The sequence below is a fragment of the Spirosoma areae genome (genome assembly GCF_054781775.1).
The window spans coordinates 537426-557366 of record NZ_BAAGTT010000027.1 but is presented as its reverse complement, the minus strand read 5'-3'; the positions used below and the strand labels follow the sequence as shown (position 1 = coordinate 557366).

At 51.4% G+C, this 19941-nt stretch carries 18 protein-coding genes and 1 tRNA gene; 15 read left to right on the top strand and 4 right to left on the bottom strand.

What is annotated here, in order from left to right:
- Positions 1 to 357: 357 nt before the first annotated feature.
- The 7 genes from ACYVI1_RS16500 (at position 358) to ACYVI1_RS16470 (ending at position 6797) form a co-directional block, all read left to right on the top strand.
- Entirely contained in the window at positions 358 to 1716 is a 1359-nt protein-coding gene (locus ACYVI1_RS16500) for a DUF6600 domain-containing protein (protein ID WP_460911731.1), read from the top strand.
- A gap of 149 nt (positions 1717 to 1865) precedes the next feature.
- Complete coding sequence (truA, locus tag ACYVI1_RS16495; protein ID WP_460911730.1) at positions 1866 to 2639, top strand: tRNA pseudouridine(38-40) synthase TruA; 774 nt, start codon at positions 1866 to 1868, stop codon at positions 2637 to 2639.
- A 189-nt stretch (positions 2640 to 2828) separates the two neighbouring features.
- Entirely contained in the window at positions 2829 to 3710 is an 882-nt protein-coding gene (locus tag ACYVI1_RS16490; protein ID WP_460911729.1) for a cell division protein FtsX, read from the top strand.
- 92 nt (positions 3711 to 3802) lie between these two features.
- Positions 3803 to 4135 carry a DUF3098 domain-containing protein gene (locus tag ACYVI1_RS16485; RefSeq protein ID WP_460911728.1) on the top strand — a complete coding sequence of 111 codons (333 nt, stop codon included), beginning with the start codon at positions 3803 to 3805 and terminating at the stop codon, positions 4133 to 4135.
- Positions 4136 to 4228: 93 nt separating this feature from the next.
- On the top strand, positions 4229 to 5089 hold the full coding sequence (locus tag ACYVI1_RS16480) for an undecaprenyl-diphosphate phosphatase (RefSeq protein ID WP_460911727.1): 861 nt from the start codon (positions 4229 to 4231) through the stop codon (positions 5087 to 5089).
- A 66-nt stretch (positions 5090 to 5155) separates the two neighbouring features.
- The gene (gene truB / locus ACYVI1_RS16475) at positions 5156 to 5854 is read left to right on the top strand and encodes a tRNA pseudouridine(55) synthase TruB (RefSeq protein WP_460911726.1); all 699 of its coding nucleotides are present in this window, start codon (positions 5156 to 5158) and stop codon (positions 5852 to 5854) included.
- A 10-nt stretch (positions 5855 to 5864) separates the two neighbouring features.
- A complete protein-coding gene (locus tag ACYVI1_RS16470; RefSeq protein WP_460911725.1) occupies positions 5865 to 6797 on the top strand; it encodes a bifunctional riboflavin kinase/FAD synthetase in 933 nt (310 codons plus the stop codon).
- 72 nt (positions 6798 to 6869) lie between these two features.
- Here ACYVI1_RS16470 and ACYVI1_RS16465 read toward each other — a convergent pair whose 3' ends face one another.
- Positions 6870 to 8096, bottom strand: a complete 1227-nt coding sequence (locus ACYVI1_RS16465; RefSeq protein ID WP_460911724.1) for a BaiN/RdsA family NAD(P)/FAD-dependent oxidoreductase — start codon at positions 8094 to 8096, stop codon at positions 6870 to 6872.
- A 132-nt stretch (positions 8097 to 8228) separates the two neighbouring features.
- Here ACYVI1_RS16465 and ACYVI1_RS16460 point away from each other — a divergent pair, with 132 nt between their 5' ends.
- Positions 8229 to 9290: a DNA/RNA non-specific endonuclease gene (locus tag ACYVI1_RS16460; protein WP_460911723.1), complete on the top strand. Its 1062-nt coding sequence runs from the start codon at positions 8229 to 8231 to the stop codon at positions 9288 to 9290.
- A gap of 225 nt (positions 9291 to 9515) precedes the next feature.
- Here the strand turns inward: ACYVI1_RS16460 and ACYVI1_RS16455 are convergent, their stop codons facing one another.
- Positions 9516 to 10778 carry an asparagine synthetase B gene (locus ACYVI1_RS16455; RefSeq protein ID WP_460911722.1) on the bottom strand — a complete coding sequence of 421 codons (1263 nt, stop codon included), beginning with the start codon at positions 10776 to 10778 and terminating at the stop codon, positions 9516 to 9518.
- Between the two features lie 145 nt (positions 10779 to 10923).
- On the opposite strand from ACYVI1_RS16455, the gene ACYVI1_RS16450 reads away from it, so the two are divergent.
- The 7 genes from ACYVI1_RS16450 to ACYVI1_RS16420 all read left to right on the top strand — a co-directional run bounded on the left by ACYVI1_RS16450 (position 10924) and on the right by ACYVI1_RS16420 (position 17360).
- Positions 10924 to 12162: an ABC transporter permease gene (locus tag ACYVI1_RS16450; RefSeq protein ID WP_460911721.1), complete on the top strand. Its 1239-nt coding sequence runs from the start codon at positions 10924 to 10926 to the stop codon at positions 12160 to 12162.
- 122 nt (positions 12163 to 12284) lie between these two features.
- A tRNA-Leu gene (locus tag ACYVI1_RS16445) sits at positions 12285 to 12368 on the top strand.
- A 206-nt stretch (positions 12369 to 12574) separates the two neighbouring features.
- Positions 12575 to 13513: a DNA adenine methylase gene (locus tag ACYVI1_RS16440; protein WP_460911720.1), complete on the top strand. Its 939-nt coding sequence runs from the start codon at positions 12575 to 12577 to the stop codon at positions 13511 to 13513.
- 73 nt (positions 13514 to 13586) lie between these two features.
- On the top strand, positions 13587 to 14279 hold the full coding sequence (locus ACYVI1_RS16435; protein ID WP_460911719.1) for a hypothetical protein: 693 nt from the start codon (positions 13587 to 13589) through the stop codon (positions 14277 to 14279).
- Positions 14280 to 14432: 153 nt separating this feature from the next.
- Positions 14433 to 16055, top strand: coding sequence for an NADP-dependent glyceraldehyde-3-phosphate dehydrogenase (locus ACYVI1_RS16430; RefSeq protein WP_460911718.1), 1623 nt, complete (start codon positions 14433 to 14435; stop codon positions 16053 to 16055).
- Between the two features lie 65 nt (positions 16056 to 16120).
- Positions 16121 to 17137, top strand: coding sequence for an ABC transporter ATP-binding protein (locus ACYVI1_RS16425; RefSeq protein WP_460911717.1), 1017 nt, complete (start codon positions 16121 to 16123; stop codon positions 17135 to 17137).
- A gap of 58 nt (positions 17138 to 17195) precedes the next feature.
- Positions 17196 to 17360 (top strand): hypothetical protein, encoded by a 165-nt coding sequence (locus tag ACYVI1_RS16420; protein WP_460911716.1) that lies wholly within the window; start codon positions 17196 to 17198, stop codon positions 17358 to 17360.
- Between the two features lie 91 nt (positions 17361 to 17451).
- On the opposite strand, the gene ACYVI1_RS16415 is transcribed toward ACYVI1_RS16420, so the two are convergent.
- A complete protein-coding gene (locus ACYVI1_RS16415) occupies positions 17452 to 18414 on the bottom strand; it encodes an AAA family ATPase (protein ID WP_460911715.1) in 963 nt (320 codons plus the stop codon).
- Between the two features lie 87 nt (positions 18415 to 18501).
- On the bottom strand, positions 18502 to 19878 hold the full coding sequence (locus ACYVI1_RS16410; RefSeq protein ID WP_460911714.1) for a peptidylprolyl isomerase: 1377 nt from the start codon (positions 19876 to 19878) through the stop codon (positions 18502 to 18504).
- Positions 19879 to 19941: the final 63 nt, after the last annotated feature.

The window sequence follows — 19941 nt, the reverse complement described above, 5'->3', positions numbered from 1 at the left end:
GCTGTTTAAGTTTTTAAGTTTTATTGGAAATACGTTTTTGAGACTCTCCCCGTCGCTGTTTCCTCACCGCGACGGGGATAATCAGTCAATTTTAGACGTTTAGACGGTCTCTTATTTTGAGAGTTTTTTTGTCATGCTGACACAGGAAGCATCTTAAAGCATCCGAACGAGTTAATAAGGGCGTTTTAAGATGCTTCCTGTGTCAGCATGACAAAAACTCATTTTTTCATAGCGAAATTTTGAGTTACACATAAAATCCTAATCAGGCTCTAAATAAGATAACAAGTCATTAAACGTTTGGCCATTTTTTGACTCTAACGCTCTGAAGAGCGGTAAGCCGCAAAAAGACTCTCTGCCATGACTATCCTTAAAAAAATAAACCTGCCTGGTTTGGTCGTCCTGCTCATTTTCGGACTGCTGTTTTCGCAACGGGCAATTGCCCAGCCGGGCGTTGATGTTCCGGTCGAGTCGTTCTACGACGAGTTAGCTCCTTATGGGCAGTGGAATCAACACCCTCAATACGGAAACGTATGGTCACCGAATGCAGACCCGGATTTTCAGCCGTATTCATCGGGTGGGCATTGGGTTATGACCGAGTACGGCAATACCTGGGTGTCGGACTATGCCTGGGGCTGGGCACCTTTCCACTACGGTCGCTGGGTGTTTGACCCGGCCTATGGCGGCTGGCTCTGGATTCCGGGTAATGACTGGGCACCGGCCTGGGTGTCGTGGCGGTCGGGGGGCGGCTATTACGGCTGGGCTCCGCTTGGCCCCGGCATACATATCAATGTCAATATTCCGGCTCCGTACTGGACCTTCGTACCGCAGGTGTATTTTACCAGCCCGCGCTGGTACAGCTACTGCGTACCCCGCCCGCGTGTGGTAAACATCTACCATACTACCACCATCATCAACAACTATTATGGGTCGAACAACCGGGCGTATAACTACGGTCCATCCCGCAGAGATATTGAGCGATACACCCGCCAGTCGGTGCCGGTTTATCGGGTTGACCGACTGGATCGACCGGGGCATTCGGTAGTTGGCAATGGGTCAGTTGGTTTTTATCGTCCGGGCCAGGCGTCGGCTAATCAGCGGGGATATGGCCAGAATGGGAATGACCGCTTCGATAATTCATCTAACCCAGCCCGACCCAATTATGGGAATGGAAATACCTCCAGCCGGGGCAGTTATAATGGCCCCGATGCAGCCGGAATGCCAGACCGCCGACCTACTTATGAGGGGAGCAACAGCAATTCACCAACCGTCGACCGGGATTATACGAACCGGTTAAATCGGGGAACATACGGAGCCACCAGCCCAACTGACCGCAACGGAAATTCTGGAAATGTTGGGACACCTAATTCCGGAAATTCGGATTCGCCTGCAGCCAGTCGGTTTGAATCACGGCGGGGAAATTATTCGCCCGGAAATCGGGTCGAGACACCCGGTGCTTATTCGCCAGGTACTACGCAGCCGGATGGCAATGGCCCACAACCAGGCCGGTCGTATGAGCGGTTAAACCGACAGCCCCAGGCCCCGGTAACCGACCAGTCGGCACCGGGTGGTCGCCGGGATGGCGGGTATCAGCGGATGTCGGAAGGCAGTCGCAGTATGCAACCTCAGCCACAAAATCCGCAGCGCGTTCAGGAACAATCCCAACGCCCAACTGGTGGCTTCAGCCGGGGCGAACGTTCAAATAGAGGCCCGCGCTAAAATTAATATATCCGTCAATTTTAGACAGGATTACAGAATTTTATTTGACTGTGTATCCTGTAATCCTGTCCAGGAAAAATAAACGTGTCCTACACCAACTGGCATCGTAACGGTCATAGTTCAGGGAACACTCGTTACTTTTGCCCAGTATGCGTTATTTTATCGAATTGTCGTACTGCGGAACAGCCTATCATGGCTGGCAGACGCAGGCCAACGGAATCAGCGTGCAGGCCACCCTCGAAGCGGCTCTGACCCAACGGCTTGGCAAACCGGTTTATGTGGTTGGCAGCGGCCGTACTGATGCAGGTGTTCATGCCAGGCAGCAGTTTGCTCATTTCGACGTCAACGAGCCGCTATCCCTGACCCACTCGTTTCTGTATTCGCTCAACTGCATCCTGCCCGAAGACATTGCTATCCACACCATTTTTCCCGTTCACCCCGACAGCCACGCCCGGTTTTCGGCCATCTATCGGTATTACCAGTACCACATTACCCGCCAGAAAAATGCCTTTCAGAATGGCCTGACCTATCATTTTCGGCCACCACTGAACGAAACCCTGATGAACGAAGCCTGCCAGCTATTGCTGCAGCACACCAATTTCCAGAGTTTCAGCAAGGCCCGCGCCAACGTCAATAACTTTCTCTGCCGACTGGATTTTGCGTACTGGGAACGCATAAACGACGATTGCCTGACGTTTCATATCCGGGCGAATCGCTTCCTGTGGGGTATGGTCCGCACCATTGTGGGTACAATGGTCGAGATTGGACAGCAGCGCATGAGCCTTGACCAGTTTGAGCAGATTATTCTGGCCAGAGACCGAAACACAGCCGGTCGGGCTGTGCCAACCAACGGGTTGTATTTAGTTGAAGTAGGGTATCCGGCGGGGGTTCTGTTGGCAGGGAGCATGGCGCAAGGAGCATAGAGCGAGGTGTCGAGTTTGGGAACCCGACGCGAACTGCTGACGCATGAATGTCAGGTTTGAGAACCTGACATCACTATCGTCTCCCTGCCCCGTGCTTCCTGCCTTTTGCCGGTTTCCCCTTAAATTTTCTTAAATTCGACCGTTTGGCGGTTGAATCCGTTATTTTTGTCTCATAACACGAACCCCTGAATGGCTCGTACAAAGAAGAAAGTAGGTGCGTATCCCAGCGGCATGATTTTGTTTAGTCTGACGCTGGCGTTGTTTTTGATTGGTTTTTGCGGATTACTGGCTATTCAGTCGAAGAAATTAGTCACCTACATCCGTGAGAATTACGAAATGCGGGCGTTTTTAGATAAAGGCCTCACGGAGAAGAAGATGGAGAGCCTCTACCAGGCCATCGCTGAACGACCGTATGTGCTGAAAGCCAACGGAAAATCGCAGATTGGCTTAGTGACGAAGGACGAAGCCGCCAAAGAATTCATTGCTGAAACAAAAGAGGATTTCTCGAAGTTTCTGGGCGAAAACCCCCTGCACGACAGCTACCGGATAAAGCTCAGCGAAGGGTATTTTGAGGAATCGAAATTGCAGGAAGTAAAGCAGGATTTAGAACAGATCGACGGCATTTTTGAAGTCGTTTATCAGGAAAATCTGGTCGACAACATCAACCGAAACATTACAAAAATTTATGCGGTTATGTCGGCCTTCGCGCTGATTCTGCTGCTGATTATTGTGGTGCTGATGAACAATACCATCCGGCTGGCTCTCCATTCGCAGCGTTTGCTCATTCGGAGTATGCAGTTGGTTGGGGCCACCAATGGGTTCATTACCCGTCCTTTTCTGGGCCGGGGTATGTGGCAGGGTTTTCTGGCGGGTGTTCTTGCGGTTGGGTTGCTGATAGCCGGTTTGCAGCTTGCGATTCACAATTTGCCCGAACTGGTGACTTTTCAGGACAACGAGAAAGTTATTATCCTGATGGCAGGTATTGTTGGGCTTGGGGTGCTGATTGGTTTTCTGAGTACGTTCCAGGCCGTAAACCGTTACCTCGGCCTGACGCTGGATGAACTGTATTAATGGATAATGTAAAATGAAAAATGGATAATGAGCGTGAATAAAGTTGATAGTTTAGAAAGTCATTATTCATTATTCATTCTAATAGGAAGAACATGGCAAAAGATAAACAAGCGGGGCCGGCAACGCTGACCCGCGACGAATCAGCAAAAAAAGTGGCGGCAACCGTAACGGTAGCCCCTAAAACTGTGCCAACCCGGTCATCGGTGGTTGAACCAGTACGTTCGTCGGTAGCAATGCCCTTTAGTCGGCAGAACTACACGCTGATGCTGGCCGGTATCGGCATCATTCTGGCCGGATTTTTCATTATGAGTCTCGACAAAGAAGAATTTGGCTTCGGTTTTCTGGGCCTGACGCTTGGCCCTATTGTGGTGATGGGCGGCTTTCTTCTCGAATTTTTTGCCATCCTCGCCCGGCCAAAGGCGTAAGGGGCGTTATAAAGTTGTAGAGTTATAAGGTTATAAAGTTTTTGACAGGCAACTTTGCAACCGTATACCTCTACAACTTTATAACTGTTTTTAATGGATCTGATTCACGCTATTGCGCTGGCTATCATTGAGGGGCTTACCGAGTTTTTGCCGGTTTCCTCAACGGGCCACATGATTATTTATTCTTCATTAGCCGGTATTGCCAGAAACGAATTCACAAAACTTTATACGGTCGACATTCAGTTTGGCTGCATTCTATCGGTGCTGGTGTTGTATCACCGCCGTTTCCTGACCGACCCGCGTTCGGGGAATCCTCAATCGGCCAATTTTGTTGCCCCTCCTTACCTGAAGTCATTACCGCTGCGTATGCAGCCAATGGCCGATTTTTACAGTAAAATCCTGATTGCCTTTCTGCCTGCCGCCGTCATTGGCTTTCTGCTGAACGACTTTATCGACTCCCTGCTCGAAAATGTAGTGGTGGTTGCTGTAACGCTGCTATTGGGCGGCATTGTGCTGGTATACATTGACCGACTTATCAATCGTGTCCCGAAAGATGGTGAAGTATCCGGGCCGGATGCGCTGCGAATTGGTTTTTTCCAGTGCATCGCCATGATTCCGGGCGTGTCGCGGTCGGCGGCAACGATTATTGGCGGCATGTATCAGGGCCTAACCCGGACGCAGGCGGCTGAGTTTTCGTTTTTTCTGGCCGTGCCCACCATGGCCGCAGCGTCGGGCTACAAACTCCTCAAAACGTATAAGCTCCTGCAACCCGATGATTATCAGACGCTCCTGATTGGCAATGCCATTGCGTTTGTGGTGGGGCTGCTGGCCATTCGCGGTTTCGTTGGCTTTCTGACCCGCTACGGCTTTAAAGTATTTGGTTATTACCGCATTGTGCTGGGTTTGTTACTGCTGGGCTTAGTAGCGGCTGGGGTGAAGTTGGATGTGCTTTAAAAAACCAGTACATAGAGAATCTTCGTGTATCTCTGTATTTCTCCGTGTATCTCTGTGTTACAAAAAATGCAGCTCGACCCCGGCCAACTTATTCTTATCGATAAGCCACTCACCTGGACATCGTTCGATGTGGCCAACAAGCTTAAATACGCCTGTAAATTCAGGAAAATTGGCCATGCCGGAACGCTCGACCCGCTGGCAACAGGTCTGCTCATTCTCTGCACCGGCAAAATGACTAAGCAGATTGACCAGTATCAGGCGCAGGAAAAAGAATATACCGGTACCCTCGTGCTGGGCAAAACTACGCCCTCCGTCGACCTCGAAACGCCCTTCGACGCCGAGTTCGACACGACCGGCATTACACCCGAACAATTACAGGCAGCAACCCGACAATTAACGGGCGATATTCTACAGGTGCCGCCCATTTACTCGGCCATTCGGGTCAACGGTGAGCGGCTGTATGAGAAAGCCCGCCGGGGCGAAACTGCCGACCGGGTAGACGGCGGCATTAAGTCGCGGCAGGTAACGGTTTCCGTCTTTGAGGTCGACGCCAGCCGTTTCCCCACCGTCGATTTTCGTATTGTGTGTTCCAAAGGCACGTATATTCGCAGTTTGGTACGGGATTTGGGCCTGTTAGTGAACAATGGGGCCTACATGAGCAGCCTGCGCCGGACGCGCATCGGCGATTTTCGCGTTGAGGAAGCTCAAACGCTTGACCATTTTATTGCCGCATTTCGGGAAGCCAATAACCTTCCAATTGCCTGAATAACTGCGAATGATTATTTACAGAAGTCTTGACGATATTCAACCCTTACCGAATGCAGTTGTAACCAGTGGCACATTTGATGGCGTTCATCGCGGGCATCAAACCATTCTGGAACGACTGACCGAAGTAGCTAATGCCAGCCAGGGCGAGTCGGTACTGATTACCTACTGGCCGCACCCGCGCACGGTGGTCTCCAACGATAGCCAGAACCTGAAACTGCTAACCACGCTCGACGAAAAAATCGACCTGCTCGACCAGGCGGGCGTCGGTCATCTGGTTATTATTCCGTTCACCCGCTCATTCTCGCAACTGACCTCAGAGGAATACATTCGTCAGATTCTGCTCGATAAAATCGGAACTAAAAAATTAGTCATTGGCTACGACCACCGTTTTGGCCGTGACCGCGAAGGCGGTTTCGACTACATACGGGCACACCAGAGCGAGTATGGGTTTGAGGTCGAAGAAATTCCCCGGCAGGATGTGGAAGCGGTTGGCGTGAGTTCGTCCAAAATTCGGTTGGCTCTCATGGAAGGTAATGTTCATACGGCAAACCTATTTCTGGGGCGGCTCTACAACCTGACCGGCACCATCGTGAAAGGCCGACAATTAGGCCGAACCATTGGCTTCCCAACGGCCAACATGCAGGTAGACGACCCAGCCAAACTTGTTCCGGCCAATGGCGTTTACGCCGTTGATGTCGAATACGCCGGGCAAACCCTCGGCGGCATGTTGAACATCGGTTTCCGCCCTACCGTTGCCGGTACGCATCAGACCATCGAAACGTATATTTTCGATTTCGACAAAGACATTTACGGCGAACACCTGACGCTGCGGTTCCGGGAGTTTCTGCGCCCCGAACAAAAATTCGACGGCTTACCCGCCTTAGTTTCGCAACTCAAACGCGATGAAGATACTGCGCGGGAAGTGCTTCGTGGTTTGTAGTTTGAAGTTCAAGGTTAGCCAACGCAAGAGTTGCTGACGAGTCGGCTAACCTTGAACTTTAAACCTTGAACTTCAAACTCCAATATTCCGCCCTGCCACATAACCTGTTGTCCAGGCGCTCTGGAAGTTGAAGCCGCCGGTAATGCCATCGACATTCAGCACTTCGCCCGCAAAAAACAGGCCTGGCTGGGCCTTGCTTTCGAGCGTTTGTGGGTTCAGGCTGTCGAAGTCGATGCCTCCGCAGGTAACGAATTCATCTTTGAACGTGCTTTTGCCCACCACCTGAAACTGGCTGTTGGTGAGTCGTTCGGCGAGTCGATTCAGAGGTTTGGCAGGCAGGTCGGCCCAGCGTTGCGCTTCGGAAATGCCCGCTTCGGTAGCGAACGCCTGCCACAGACGCGACGGCAACCCGAATGGATTCTGCGAAACGATGAACTTGCGGCCATTCTGTTGTCGAAAATCCTGCAAAGCACTGCGTAACTCATTATCGTTCAGGATCGGTGTCCAGTTGATACGCAGCGTAAACCGATAATCAACAGCAGCCAGGTCGCGGGCAGCCCAGGCCGATAAGCGCAGTACCGCCGGTCCACTAAACCCCCAATGGGTCAGCAACAACGGCCCGCGCTGCTCCTGTTTGGTCCCGACAACATATACCCTCGCATCCGTCACCGATACACCCGCTAAGGGCAGCAATGGGCTGTCGGGAACATTAAATGTAAAGAGGGAGGGTACTGGCGTAAGTAAGGTTTCGGTTTGTTCGGGCAACCAGTTGTAGGATGAGCGTTGCGGATAGCCGCCCGTTGCAAGCAGAACACGGTCGGCAAGGAGCGTCTCGCCCGTGAGCAACTCAACAGTCCATTGGCCTGATTTGGTGGGCTGAAGTGATGCAACGCCACAACTCGTTCGCACGTCGATGCCCAACCGACGGGCCGTATTCAGCAGGCAATCCACGATGGTTTCGGAGGTGTTGGTGGCCGGAAACACACGCCCGTCAGGTTCGGTTTTCAGCCCAACGCCCCGACTCTCAAACCAGCGTACCGTAGCGGTTGCATCGAACTGATTGAGCAGCGCACGCAACGCTTTTTCGCCACGCGGGTAGTGCTTCACCAACTGTCGGTTATCAAAACAGGCGTGGGTAACATTGCACCGGCCTCCGCCCGAAATTCGGACTTTGTTTAGAACAGTGCGATTTTTTTCGAGAATCGTAACGGTGGCGGTCGGAAACGTTTCGGCGGCTGTTATCGCCCCAAAAAAACCAGCCGCTCCACCGCCAATCACGACAATATTCAGGGATGACATAAGTTTTTAACAGACGTTTTTTGTTTCAGGTTTCAGGTTCCAGGGTCAAAGTTCAGTCTCCAGATATAGGCGGTGAACGTAAAACCTGAAACTTTGAACCCGAAACCTGGAACAAAAGCCTACCTTTAAACCATGTTTTTCAATCCTCGATTTTCAACCAAAACGTATGCTCGCCAAGGCTTTCGGCTACGCGGAAACACACTCGTGCTGCTGTTCGTGTTTTTCCTGATTGGCCTGTTTCTGCACTATGGCGGCAAGACCAAACCCGTTGTGGCGTTCTGGAACGACGTTCGGGAGATGGTCGGGCTGGGCCGTTCCCGATCCGGCACGCAGGACGATAATCCATATAAAGCGCCCGAACCGACCCAACCCGATGGCCCTACGGATAACGGCAGCAGCAATTCAGGTGAAAGCGAAGCCAGCGACATTAACCCGTCGGAACGCGACCCATCGGAACGCGAATCATCGGGCCTTGTGCGCTTCGAGTTCGAGAAACAGGTCGATTTTCTGCTGCCAGTGTCAACGTCAGACGGTGAGCTGATTCGGCATGAAGGATATACGCTGCGTTACCGCGACCAGTACAAGGTGGCCGAATGGGTGGCGTATCCGCTACTGGCTTACGAAATTACCGGCGATGCCAACCGTAAAAATGAGCAGTTCAAACCCGACCCGTCCGTTTCGACCGGCACCGCCCTCCCATCTGATTATACCCGCTCGGGCTACGACCGGGGGCACCTGGCGCCGGCTGGCGACTTTAAGTTTTCGCAGCGAATGATGCGCGAGACTTTCCTGATGAGCAACATTACGCCCCAGGAACCCCAGTTTAACCGGGGCATCTGGAGCGACCTCGAAAACCAGGTGCGGGCGTGGGCCAGGCGTGATAATGGGCTGTATGTCGTGACAGGCCCGGTGCTGAAACGGGGCTTGCCAACCATCGGGAAAGCCAATGAGGTGAGCGTACCTGAAAAATTCTACAAGGTGGTTCTTTACGCCAATAAGCCCAGCATCCGGCTGATTGGTTTCCTGCTCGACAACGAACCGTCCGACCAGTCGATAAAGGAATTTGTGGTTCCTGTGGACCAGATTGAGCAACTGACCGGTCTTGATTTCTTCCCCAAAATACCCGACGACCTGGAGCAGAAATTAGAAAGCAAGGGCCGGGCCGAAATGGTTGATGAATGGTTTTCGTATTAAGTACACGAACCAGACGTTTTGTTTTACCTAATCAATACCATCAAGCAGATGGAGTTGTTAAATGTGGGCAAAGAGGGTAGATTTCCAGCACCATTAGGTTAGGGCCAGCGAACACGTATAGCATGGGCGGGAGAATAGGGACACTCAAGCTACAGATTCGGACGTAGAGCCCGAAGGCGAATAGCTTGATCGGTTAGCACATCAAAAAAATTGATTTAGGATTTCCTACGTCTTTTGCTTTTTCTTCTTGGCTGCCGGGAACAGGATATTGTTCAGGATCAGGCGATAACCGGCTGAGTTAGGGTGCAGATTGAGGTCGGTGGGTTCCTCGCCGATCTCGTGCCGATAGTCTTCCGGGTCATGACCGCCATAGAACGTGAAAAAGCCCCGGCCATAGGGCGAATGAATGTAGCGGGCCTCCCCCGCCGATCTGTTTTCGGCCATAATCACCACTTCGGGCTTGATCAGGTTTTTCTTGAAGGCCGTCGTCTGCCCCATAAATCCTTTAATCACGTTCAGGTGATTCTGGGTTAACATCGTCGGGATGGGGTCGTACTTGGCCGAGAACTGAAACAGGGTAAAATAATCGTTGTGCTCACTCAGGCCACGCTCTTCGGGCTGATTGTCGATGTTGGAGAATTCAATCAGGTAGGGATTGGTGTAAACCTGGAAATTCCGAAACGCAAATGTCTGGCTGAAATCTAATTTGTTGTTTGCATTCGGGTCGGCGGGGTCGCCATCGTAGAACGAATCGACGATGTCGGTGTTTTGCGAGGCCAGAGCAATGTCGTAGGTATCCGTAGCATTGCACATGGCAAAGAGATAGCCCCCGCCGAGAACAAAATCACGAATTTTCTGAGTAACCGCCCGTTTCAACTGCGGCACTTTCGAGAAGCCAAATTTGCGGGTAATGCTTTCGGCTTCATTTTTCTGGGCAATGTACCAGGGCTGGTCTTTAAAGTGAAAAAACTTACCGTATTGGCCCGTAAAGTCCTCATGGTGCAGGTGAAGCCAGTCATACTCAGGCAGTTTACCGTTCATAACTTCTTCGTCGAAGACCACATCATACGGAATTTCGGCATAGGTCATGACCATCGTCACGGCGTCGTCCCAGGGCTGCTTCGTTTTGGGCGAATAGACCGCTACTTTGGGCGGTTTTTGCAGCTTCACCGCATCCATGTTGGCATCGGCAGCCGCAATTTCGCTTAATATCTGCGCCGACTGTGCATCTGAAATGACCTCGTAACTAACGCCCCGAATCACCATCTCGTTGATAAACCGCTGGCTTTGCGGCATCATAAACGAGCCACCCCGGTAGTTGAGCAGCCAGTCGATTTCGGTATCGTGTGTTTTCAGCACCCAATAGGCAATGCCATACGCTTTCAGGTGATTCTTCTGGGTCTCATCCATTGGAATCAGAATTCTGGAAGCCCAGAGCTGGCCTGTGAATGTCAGAAATAGGATAAGCGGTAATAGCAGCCGTTTCATAGGTTTCCCTGTTAAAAATGCGTGTAGTAGCTTTGTCATAACGAAAGATAAGCAAATATTGTGCGAAAAAGCACGGAGCAGGGTGTACGGAGCAGGGATTGTGAAATATCCCTGCTCCGTACACCCTGCTCCGTGCCCTCTGCCTATGAACTTCATCGAAAACATACGCGAGGGACTGCGTTCCATTGCGAGCAATCGCCTGCGAACCATCCTGACCTCGCTAATCATCGCCATTGGCATCACGTCGCTGGTGGGAATCCTGACGGCTATCGACGGGATTCAGAATTCGGTGAACAGCAGTTTTGCCGGCCTGGGCGCCAACACGTTCAGCATTGTCGCCCGGCAGGATGCCTTCCGGCGGGGTGGCCGCACGCAGCGGCAGGACGCTCCGATTGATTATTTCGATGCTGTGCAGTTCAAACGTCGATTTCCGTATGGAGCCACCATCGCTCTTTCGTCGGTGGTAGCCGGGGCGGCTCAGGCTAAGTTTGGGTCTAAAAAAACGAACCCAAACGTGCAGCTTACCGGGGGCGATGATGCGTTTCTGGCCGTGAAAGGGTTCACCCTCCAAAGTGGCCGTAACCTGACCCAGAATGATTTGACCTATGCCCTCAACGTGGCCATCATTGGCAGCGAAGTGGCCAACACGCTGTTCGAGAAGAAGTTAAACCCACTGAGTCAGGTGATTCGGGTGGCGGGCACCCAGTATAAAATTATTGGTGTACTGGCCAAAAAAGGTGGGTTTTCGGGGGGGGGCGACGACCGGATGATTCTCATTCCACTCGATAATGCCCGTGCGCTGGCTGGCTCTCAGAAACTTTCGTTCGACATTACGGCCTCTGTACCGAGCGTTTCGGACCAGGATGAAGCCGTTGGCGAGGCACGCGGCACAATGCGCTTGGTTCGGCGAGACCCGCTCGGCCAGCCCGATTCATTTGAGATTGAGCGGGCCGACGATCTGGCCAAAGAAACCGAGAACATTACGGGTTTTCTCCGCATCGGTGGGTTTGGCATCGGTTTCATTACGCTGCTGGGAGCGGCCATTGCCCTACTGAACATCATGCTTGTGTCGGTTACCGAACGAACCCGCGAAATTGGCATCCGCAAATCGCTGGGAGCCACGCCAAAGCGTATTCGTGAGCAGTTTCTCATCGAAGCCATCGTTATCTGTATTCTGGGTGGCGTTGGCGGTGTGGTGCTGGGTTTAGGCATTGGCAACCTGATAGCGGGTGTCGTTAGCCGGGGGAACGGGGATTTCGTTGTGCCCTGGGCCTGGATGGGCTTAGGCCTGATCGTTTGCGTAACGGTTGGCTTATTCGCCGGTATCTATCCCGCTGTGCGGGCCTCCAAACTCGATCCCATTGAAGCGCTTCGTTACGAATAGCCCAAATGAATAATGGATAATGCGTTAGTCCCTTCGTGAATAAAATTATACATTGACCATTGTACATTATTCATTAACCTGTACTTTTGCACCCACGTTTGACACAACGTACCGATTTCAACGCCGGGTTGGCGGAACCGGTAGACGCGATGGTCTCAAACACCATTGTTCGCAAGGACATGCCGGTTCGAGTCCGGCACCCGGTACAAAAGACCCTGATTACCAGGGTCTTTTTCTTTTTTAACCAGCCTGATTTCTGTTACTTATTTATTTACGGTCGGATCTCCTTTCACTGAGTTACGTTCAGGGGATAGGCCTCTGAAGTATACTACCGGCGTGTGACGATCTCGTTAAGGGCAATTGATTTGAATTGATGCTTATTGTAGACAAACAGACCTGTTATCTTAGAGGCATGAATTTATTTGGCGATGTAACGGGAGCAAAACCATTTTTAAAGTGGGCAGGAGGAAAACGGCAATTAATTCCGGTTATCCAGGAAGCGTTGCCTAAAAACCTTGACAGGATTAAAAACCTCACCTACGTCGAACCATTTATTGGCGGGGGAGCCATCCTGTTTTGGTTATTACAACTGTATCCGAACATTCGGCAGGCCGTTATCAACGACATAAATCCTGATCTGACAACCGCTTATCGGGTAATCCGGGATCAGCACGAGGACCTGATAAAGGCGTTAACGGCTATTCAGGAAACCTATTTCAGCCTCGGCAGTGACGAAGACAGAAGAGCCTTTTTTACTGAAAAACGAGCCGAATTCAACACGCGTAATCATGAGCCGGTAACGAACACGACGTTATTGATCTTCCTCAACAGGACCTGTTTCAATGGGTTGTACAGGGTAAATAGTAAGAATAAATTCAACGTTCCTTTCGGTCGATACGAGCGACCACAAATTTGTGATGCTGCTACACTAAGGGCTAACCGTGAACTACTTCAGCGAGTGGAAATTTTAACTGGAGACTTCACCAAAACCAGAGAATACGTTCATGGCGAGGCTCTGTTTTACTTTGACCCTCCCTATAAGCCCCTGAATCAAACCGCCAGCTTTAATTCTTACGCGTCCGAAACGTTTGATGATTCCTCGCAGGAGCGTTTGGCTGCGTTTTGCCGGTCTATTGACCAGGCAGGCCACTTATGGTTATTAAGTAATTCGGATATGACGAACACGGATAGCGGGAATTCTTATTTCGATGAATTGTATTCCGGTTTTTTGATTCGCCGGATAAAGGCCAAGCGAAACATAAATTCCAAGGGGAACCAGCGAGGAGACATAAACGAGCTATTGGTCTCGAACTACGCATCTGAGAAACTACCACAAGTAGCCCATCAGTAAGTATCTTTTTATTGATAACAGGTGATTAATTCTCATATTGACCCGGTATTATTCAGTCAATCCATCAAACCCAATGGACTACCGGGGGAGCTTACGCCAATTAGAACGGCTATTTTTAGAAAACGATTACCAGGGGCATTTAGCCAATAAGCGGGAGCATGTGGTTTCTATACCCGTAGAAACGTGTGCCAACGGCAGTCAAATCAGCATTTCGTTTCCGGGTTATAAAGCGACCCCTGATAAACCGGATTATCGGGTTAATTTAACTAAAAATGGCTTCACGACGGCTCTGTCCCACGCGAACATTATTATTGACCTGTTCAATAAATGCACGCACGGAGGTATGCGCTCTGCTGAGTTAAAAGAGGTGCTTATCGAGCAAGCCTGCCAAAGTACGATTGATGTTGCCAGTTTGCAAAAAAACCTTCACTATAAGCCAGTAAACCCTTCGGAGCAGGTGAAGATTGAATCGATCAACGCGCATAAAATCGAAAACAAGACGTATAATGCTAACGGCAATCGCTTTGATTTAACCGTAGAAGAGTTGTTTACGTCGATAAAATGGATTGTTCTACAGGAGGATATAAATTATCCGATGCCGCGCTTTTTGGGGCGTAAAATGCCGTTTAGCCGGTATCTGGAAACACTTCACGTAGTTGATGGTGGGCAACATCGGTTGCAGGAAGTAATTCAGCGAGCCTTAGCCCATTATCGCCCCCCTTTGTGGCCCGATATGGACTATGCCTTTACTCAATTAATTCAATAGCCCTTCCGTTTATCGATCCATTCCCCAGACACGCATATGGCTGAATTAGCGGCTTTCTGCTACGAAAGCCGCTAATTTTGTTTTGGGCCGAATTGGAATTCCCCCGGCGAATGCCGACGTTTGCCGCCGTTTCTTATACAACCAATTTCCTCCATGACAACCTCAAATCTGTCTCAACTCTTCCCCACCGAAGACCAAATTCCCGCCGATTACCGCATCCAGCCCATTCATCAGCGCGAGTACCTGCTTAACGGCGAAATGCGCTCGTGGGATGGCCCTGTTTCGGAAGTTTATTCCCCCGTTTGCATTCCCGACCAGCAGGGCGTTCTGCAACGTCAGTTAGTCGGCAGTTTCCCGGTAGCGGGACCGCAGCAGGCACTCGAAGCCCTTGAGGCTGCCGTAGCGGCTTATGATAATGGCCGGGGCGAATGGCCCCAAATGGCGGTGGCCGACCGCATTGGCTGTATGGAGACGTTCATCGGGAAAATGCTGGAGCAGAAAAAATTGGTCGTGAACCTGATTATGTGGGAGATCGGCAAAAACCTCGCCGACGCAACCAAAGAGTTCGACCGGACGGTGAAGTACATCTACGACACCATCGACACGCTCAAAACAATGGATCGGAATTCGTCGCGGTTTCGGATGGAAGAGGGCATCATTGGGCAAATTCGGCGGTCACCCCTGGGCGTCGTGCTGGCAATGGGGCCGTTTAATTATCCCCTCAACGAAACGTACACAACGCTCATTCCGGCCATTCTGATGGGGAACACTATCTTGTTCAAGACGCCCAAACATGGCTCCCTGCTGCATTATCCGCTCCTCGAAGCGTTCAGAACCAGTTTTCCAAAGGGCGTTGTCAATTCACTCTATGGGCGCGGGGCCAATGTTATTCCGCCGGTCATGCAATCGGGCAACGTAAACGTGCTGACGCTGATTGGCTCCAGCCGCGTGGCCGACGAGTTGCAGCGGCAGCACCCCAAACTAAACCGGCTCCGGTCGATTATGAGTCTCGATGCCAAAAACGCAGCCATTATTCTGCCCGATGCGAACCTCGACGTAGCCGTGAGCGAATGCCTGCTCGGCTCCCTTTCGTTCAATGGACAGCGGTGTACGGCCATCAAAATCATTTGGGTGCATCGCTCCATTGCCGATGAGTTTCTGGCTAAATTTTGCCCCCAGGTCAGCCAGCTAAAACCGGGCATGCCCTGGGATGCCGGGGTGCAGATTACGCCCCTGCCGGAGCCGACTAAAACGCAGTATTTAGCCGATATAATTGCCGATGCCGAAGCCGGTGGCGCATCGGTCGTGAACGAGGGCGGTGGCGAAACGCTGGCATCGCTGTTTCGGCCGGCGGTCGTGTACCCCGTTCGCGACGGGATGCGGCTGTACCGCGAGGAACAGTTCGGGCCGATTGTTCCGGTAGCTGTCTATGACGATGTGGAGGAATTTATCGACTACCTGATTACGGACGACCACGGAATGCAGGCCAGTATTTTTGGTACAGATACCCAGCAGATTGCCCAACTGATCGACCCGTTGGTGAACTTAGTTAGCCGCGTAAACATTAATGCCCAGTGCCAGCGCGGGCCGGATACGTTTCCTTTCACAGGCCGCAAAGATTCGGCGGAGGGAACCTTATCGGTTGAAGACGCCCTGCGGTCGTTCTCGATCCGGTCGGCGGTGGCTACTAAAGATTCTGCCGTGAACAAGGCAATTCTGAACGACATTGTCAGCCAGCACAAATCGCAGTTTTTAAGCACAAATTTTATTTTTTAAGCCACTTTTCAAAACCTAAAAGCCGGGCCGCCGGAGTGGTTTCTAAAAACCTTTTAGGTTTATTTATGCTCACTGCCAGCAAACTCACCAAATCCTACCCCGGTGTTCAGGCCGTTCGGAACGTTTCGCTCACCCTCGAACCGGGCCGGATTATGGCCCTGGTAGGCGCCAGCGGTTCGGGCAAAAGTACGTTGCTGAATCTGCTGGCAGGGTTAGCAGACGCCGATTCGGGCGAGGTTCAGCTTAATGGCAACCGGGTGCCGGGGCCGTCGGAAGTACTGGTGGCAGGTCATGCAGACATCCGGCTGGTGCATCAGGAATACCAGTTGATGCCCAATGTATCGGTGCGGGAGAACATCGCCTATGCCCTGCGCTTTTTCGAGAAAAACTACCGGGAGTTTCGGGTCAGTCAGTTGCTGAAACTCTGCCGCCTGACCGACGTGCAGGACCGGATACCCCGCCAGGTATCGGGTGGCGAAAAACAGCGAACGGCCATTGCCCGCGCCATTGCCGACAAACCCGATGTGTTGTTATTGGATGAGCCGTTTAGCCATCTCGATTTACCCAACCGACTTATCGTGCGGGATTTATTGTTTGATTTGGTTCGGCATGAGCACACCGTGTCGGGTGCAGAAACACACGTAACGTCGTGCCTGTTTGTGACCCACGACGCCACTGATGCACTTTCTCTGGCCGACAACCTGGGCATTATGCGCGACGGGAAACTGATTCAGGTTGATTCGCCGGAGACAGTGTATCGACAGCCGGTAACGGCTTATGCGGCCCGCATGACGGGGCCAGTAAACATAATTAAAGCTAAACATGCCCTCGCACTGGGGCTATCTGAAGCCGCCAATCCCGATGAACTGCTTTGCTTACGGCCCGAACAAATAAAATTCGATGAGCTGGGTGTTCCGGCTGCCGTTCGGGCGGTTTACTTTAGAGGAAGTCACTACGAAATTGATGTAGAGGTGTCGCGCTACGTTTCGCTGCGGTTGTTAACGACACGCGCTGATGTGCAGCCCGGTCAGCACAGGGGTATCCGAATAGACCCGGAAGCCGTTTGGCACTTGAAAAGCTAATTTCCTGTAACTATTTTCTTTAGCGCCGGTTCTTCCAGAAACAAACTAACCAGACGTTATGGAAAACCGCGAGCAACCCGACCCCGGCGTTGACCAGCCAACGGGAAACGATGATTTCTTAATCGGGGAGGAAACCGAGAACGTAAAACCAACAGGCGTCGACGACACATCGACCGGGAGGGGTGACGACGATTACCTCGGAAAAACGAATCGGGAGGAGTAGGTGAAGTAGTAAGGTCTAAAGTAGTAAGTGGCTGACGCATAAGTATTGCTCTCGCGTCAGCCACTTACTACTTCAGACCTTACTACTTTTTTTACATCATCCGTTTAATCAACTGTTCCACCGAAATGCCTTCGGCTTCCGCTTTGAAGTTCCGAACGACGCGGTGACGCAGAATAGGCATGGCGACAGCCTTAACATCCTCAATATCCGGCGAGTATTTCCCCGTGAGCAGGGCGTTGCACTTAGCGGCCAGAATCAGCGCCTGCGAGGCCCGAGGTCCGGCGCCCCACTCTAAATACTGATTGGCATCAGCAGCCGCCAGGTCGGTGTTTGGGCGGGTTTTATGCACCAGACTAACGGCGTATTCAACGACATTGTCGACCACCGGCACCCGGCGCACCAATTGCTGAAATTCCCGGATTTCTCCGCCCGTAATAACCCGCTGAACGTCGTATACCCGGTCGGAGGTGGTGCTTTTGACAATCTCCAGTTCCGATTTATACGACGGATAATCTAAGTAAATATTGAACATAAACCGGTCCAACTGGGCTTCCGGCAAGGGGTAGGTTCCCTCCTGCTCAATCGGGTTCTGCGTTGCCAGCACGAAGAAAGGACGCCCTAAATCGTATTTCTGACCCGCAATGGTAACGGCGTACTCCTGCATGGCTTCGAGCAGGGCCGACTGCGTTTTGGGCGGAGTCCGGTTGATTTCATCCGCCAGAATGATGTTGGCAAAAACGGGGCCTTTGATAAACTTGAAATTTCGTTCCTGATCCAGTGTTTCGGAGCCGAGAATGTCGGACGGCATCAGGTCGGGCGTAAACTGAATCCGGTTAAAGTCAAGGTCCAATGCCCCGGCAATGGTCTGAATCAGCAACGTTTTCGCCAGCCCCGGTACGCCTACCAGCAAACAGTGACCCTGGCAGAAAATGGCGGTCAGCAACAGCCGGACGGTGTCGTCCTGACCAATCACAACCTTTGAAATTTCGGCTTTTAGTTTCTGATACGAGGTGGTTAGGGCTTCGGCAGCCGCAACATCTGAAGAGTAGGGCACAAGTAAAAAAGATTAATGATGAATGATAAATGATAAATTATGAATGATAAAGCGGATGGACCATCATTCATAATTCATCATTCATAATTAGTTTCCTCCGCCCAGGTTGGCTGCGCTGGTTTGGGTGGTGCCAAAGATGCGGCAGCTCTGGAATTCGGGATCAACGGTGATGTACACATCGGCAACCGATTTTTTAAACCAATCGTCGATGGCACGATTCTTTTTATTGGTCAGCACAATGGTCTGTAATTTCTCAAAATCTTTCGAGAAGTCAGCCGTGTGCGGGTCAACTTTGCTCTTGAAGTACAATAACCGTACCGCGCTTTTGCCGTCTTCGGTCCGATAAGGCAGCGGAGCCGAAATACTAGCAACTTTCATGGTGTCGAGCATCTGGAACAAGGCATATTCCATCGTACCATCCATCGACAGCCGACTACCACCCGACTGCGGATCGCGGAGAAGCCCGCCCGCGTCGGCGGTGTTTTTGTCTTCCGAATACTCTTTGGCGGCTTTGTCGAACTTCAGCGAATCAATCTGAATCAGGTTACGCAGGCTATCCAAGTAGCGGGTCGGCCCGGTAATATCCAGCCGGTTGTAATCGGGCCGCAGCAGAATATGCCGGGCGTGGTATTCGGCCCCGCGCGTTTCGATGAGTTGAATCAAGTGCAGACCGAAATCAGACTCAACAATATCCGATGTTTCGTTGGGTTTCAGTTTCAGAGCAGCCCCCTCGAACGGAGCCACCATCATGCCGCGCTTGGCAAACCCGAGGTCGCCCCCATTTTGGGCTGAGCCAACGTCTTCCGAATTCTCTTTGGCTAATTTAGCAAAATCTTCCCCACCTTCAACCCGCTTTTTGATGTCCACAAGTCGTTGCCGAAGGGCTTCTTTTTGCTCTTTCGTCGGTTTGGCAATGCGAACAATCTGGCCCACTTCTACTTCGGCGGGCATGTAGGGTAAGCTATCTCTGGGAATTGCCTCGTAAAACTTACGAACATCGCGGGGGGTTACCTTCACGTCGGTCGTAATTTTCTGTTGCATCTTCTGCACGATTTTCTGGTCTTTCACCTGCGTCCGCAGTTCACTTTTGAGCATTTCCAGACTCTTGCCATACGCTTCAACAATGTTCTTGTCGGAGCCAAATTGCTGCACCATGTACTGCATCCGGGAGTCGAGTTCGCTATCGACAATTTTATCGTCCACAACAACCGAGTCGATTTCAGCTTTGGCCAGCATCATTTTATTGATAACGAGGCTCTCCAGCAACTGGCATTTTTGAGGAGGAGTCTGGTTCTGGCCAACATAGGATTGATAGGCTTCTTCCAGATCAGACCGAAGGACGTAGTAGTTATCGACCTTGGCAATAATCTTGTTCAGGCTGATGCCCTGCCCCTGCCCGAAGGTTGGCGTGGTTAGAAGCCAGCCAACCAAACCGATGAGCGCACTGCTGATTACTTTTTTCATGTTCTAAAGATACGCACAGAACGGCAAGCGGTCTGTAATTTAAGTTTTTTTAATAATAGTCAT

Coding starts and splice junctions, on each gene's coding strand:
- ACYVI1_RS16410 (WP_460911714.1), bottom strand. CDS start 19,878: ATGAAAAAAGTAATCAGCAGTGCGCTCATCGGTTTGGTTGGCTGGCTT.
- ACYVI1_RS16465 (WP_460911724.1), bottom strand. CDS start 8,096: ATGTCATCCCTGAATATTGTCGTGATTGGCGGTGGAGCGGCTGGTTTT.
- ACYVI1_RS16490 (WP_460911729.1), top strand. CDS start 2,829: ATGGCTCGTACAAAGAAGAAAGTAGGTGCGTATCCCAGCGGCATGATT.
- ACYVI1_RS16450 (WP_460911721.1), top strand. CDS start 10,924: ATGAACTTCATCGAAAACATACGCGAGGGACTGCGTTCCATTGCGAGC.
- truB (WP_460911726.1), top strand. CDS start 5,156: ATGCAGCTCGACCCCGGCCAACTTATTCTTATCGATAAGCCACTCACC.
- ACYVI1_RS16470 (WP_460911725.1), top strand. CDS start 5,865: ATGATTATTTACAGAAGTCTTGACGATATTCAACCCTTACCGAATGCA.
- truA (WP_460911730.1), top strand. CDS start 1,866: ATGCGTTATTTTATCGAATTGTCGTACTGCGGAACAGCCTATCATGGC.
- ACYVI1_RS16440 (WP_460911720.1), top strand. CDS start 12,575: ATGAATTTATTTGGCGATGTAACGGGAGCAAAACCATTTTTAAAGTGG.
- ACYVI1_RS16430 (WP_460911718.1), top strand. CDS start 14,433: ATGACAACCTCAAATCTGTCTCAACTCTTCCCCACCGAAGACCAAATT.
- ACYVI1_RS16480 (WP_460911727.1), top strand. CDS start 4,229: ATGGATCTGATTCACGCTATTGCGCTGGCTATCATTGAGGGGCTTACC.
- ACYVI1_RS16485 (WP_460911728.1), top strand. CDS start 3,803: ATGGCAAAAGATAAACAAGCGGGGCCGGCAACGCTGACCCGCGACGAA.
- ACYVI1_RS16460 (WP_460911723.1), top strand. CDS start 8,229: ATGTTTTTCAATCCTCGATTTTCAACCAAAACGTATGCTCGCCAAGGC.
- ACYVI1_RS16500 (WP_460911731.1), top strand. CDS start 358: ATGACTATCCTTAAAAAAATAAACCTGCCTGGTTTGGTCGTCCTGCTC.
- ACYVI1_RS16420 (WP_460911716.1), top strand. CDS start 17,196: ATGGAAAACCGCGAGCAACCCGACCCCGGCGTTGACCAGCCAACGGGA.
- ACYVI1_RS16455 (WP_460911722.1), bottom strand. CDS start 10,778: ATGAAACGGCTGCTATTACCGCTTATCCTATTTCTGACATTCACAGGC.
- ACYVI1_RS16435 (WP_460911719.1), top strand. CDS start 13,587: ATGGACTACCGGGGGAGCTTACGCCAATTAGAACGGCTATTTTTAGAA.
- ACYVI1_RS16425 (WP_460911717.1), top strand. CDS start 16,121: ATGCTCACTGCCAGCAAACTCACCAAATCCTACCCCGGTGTTCAGGCC.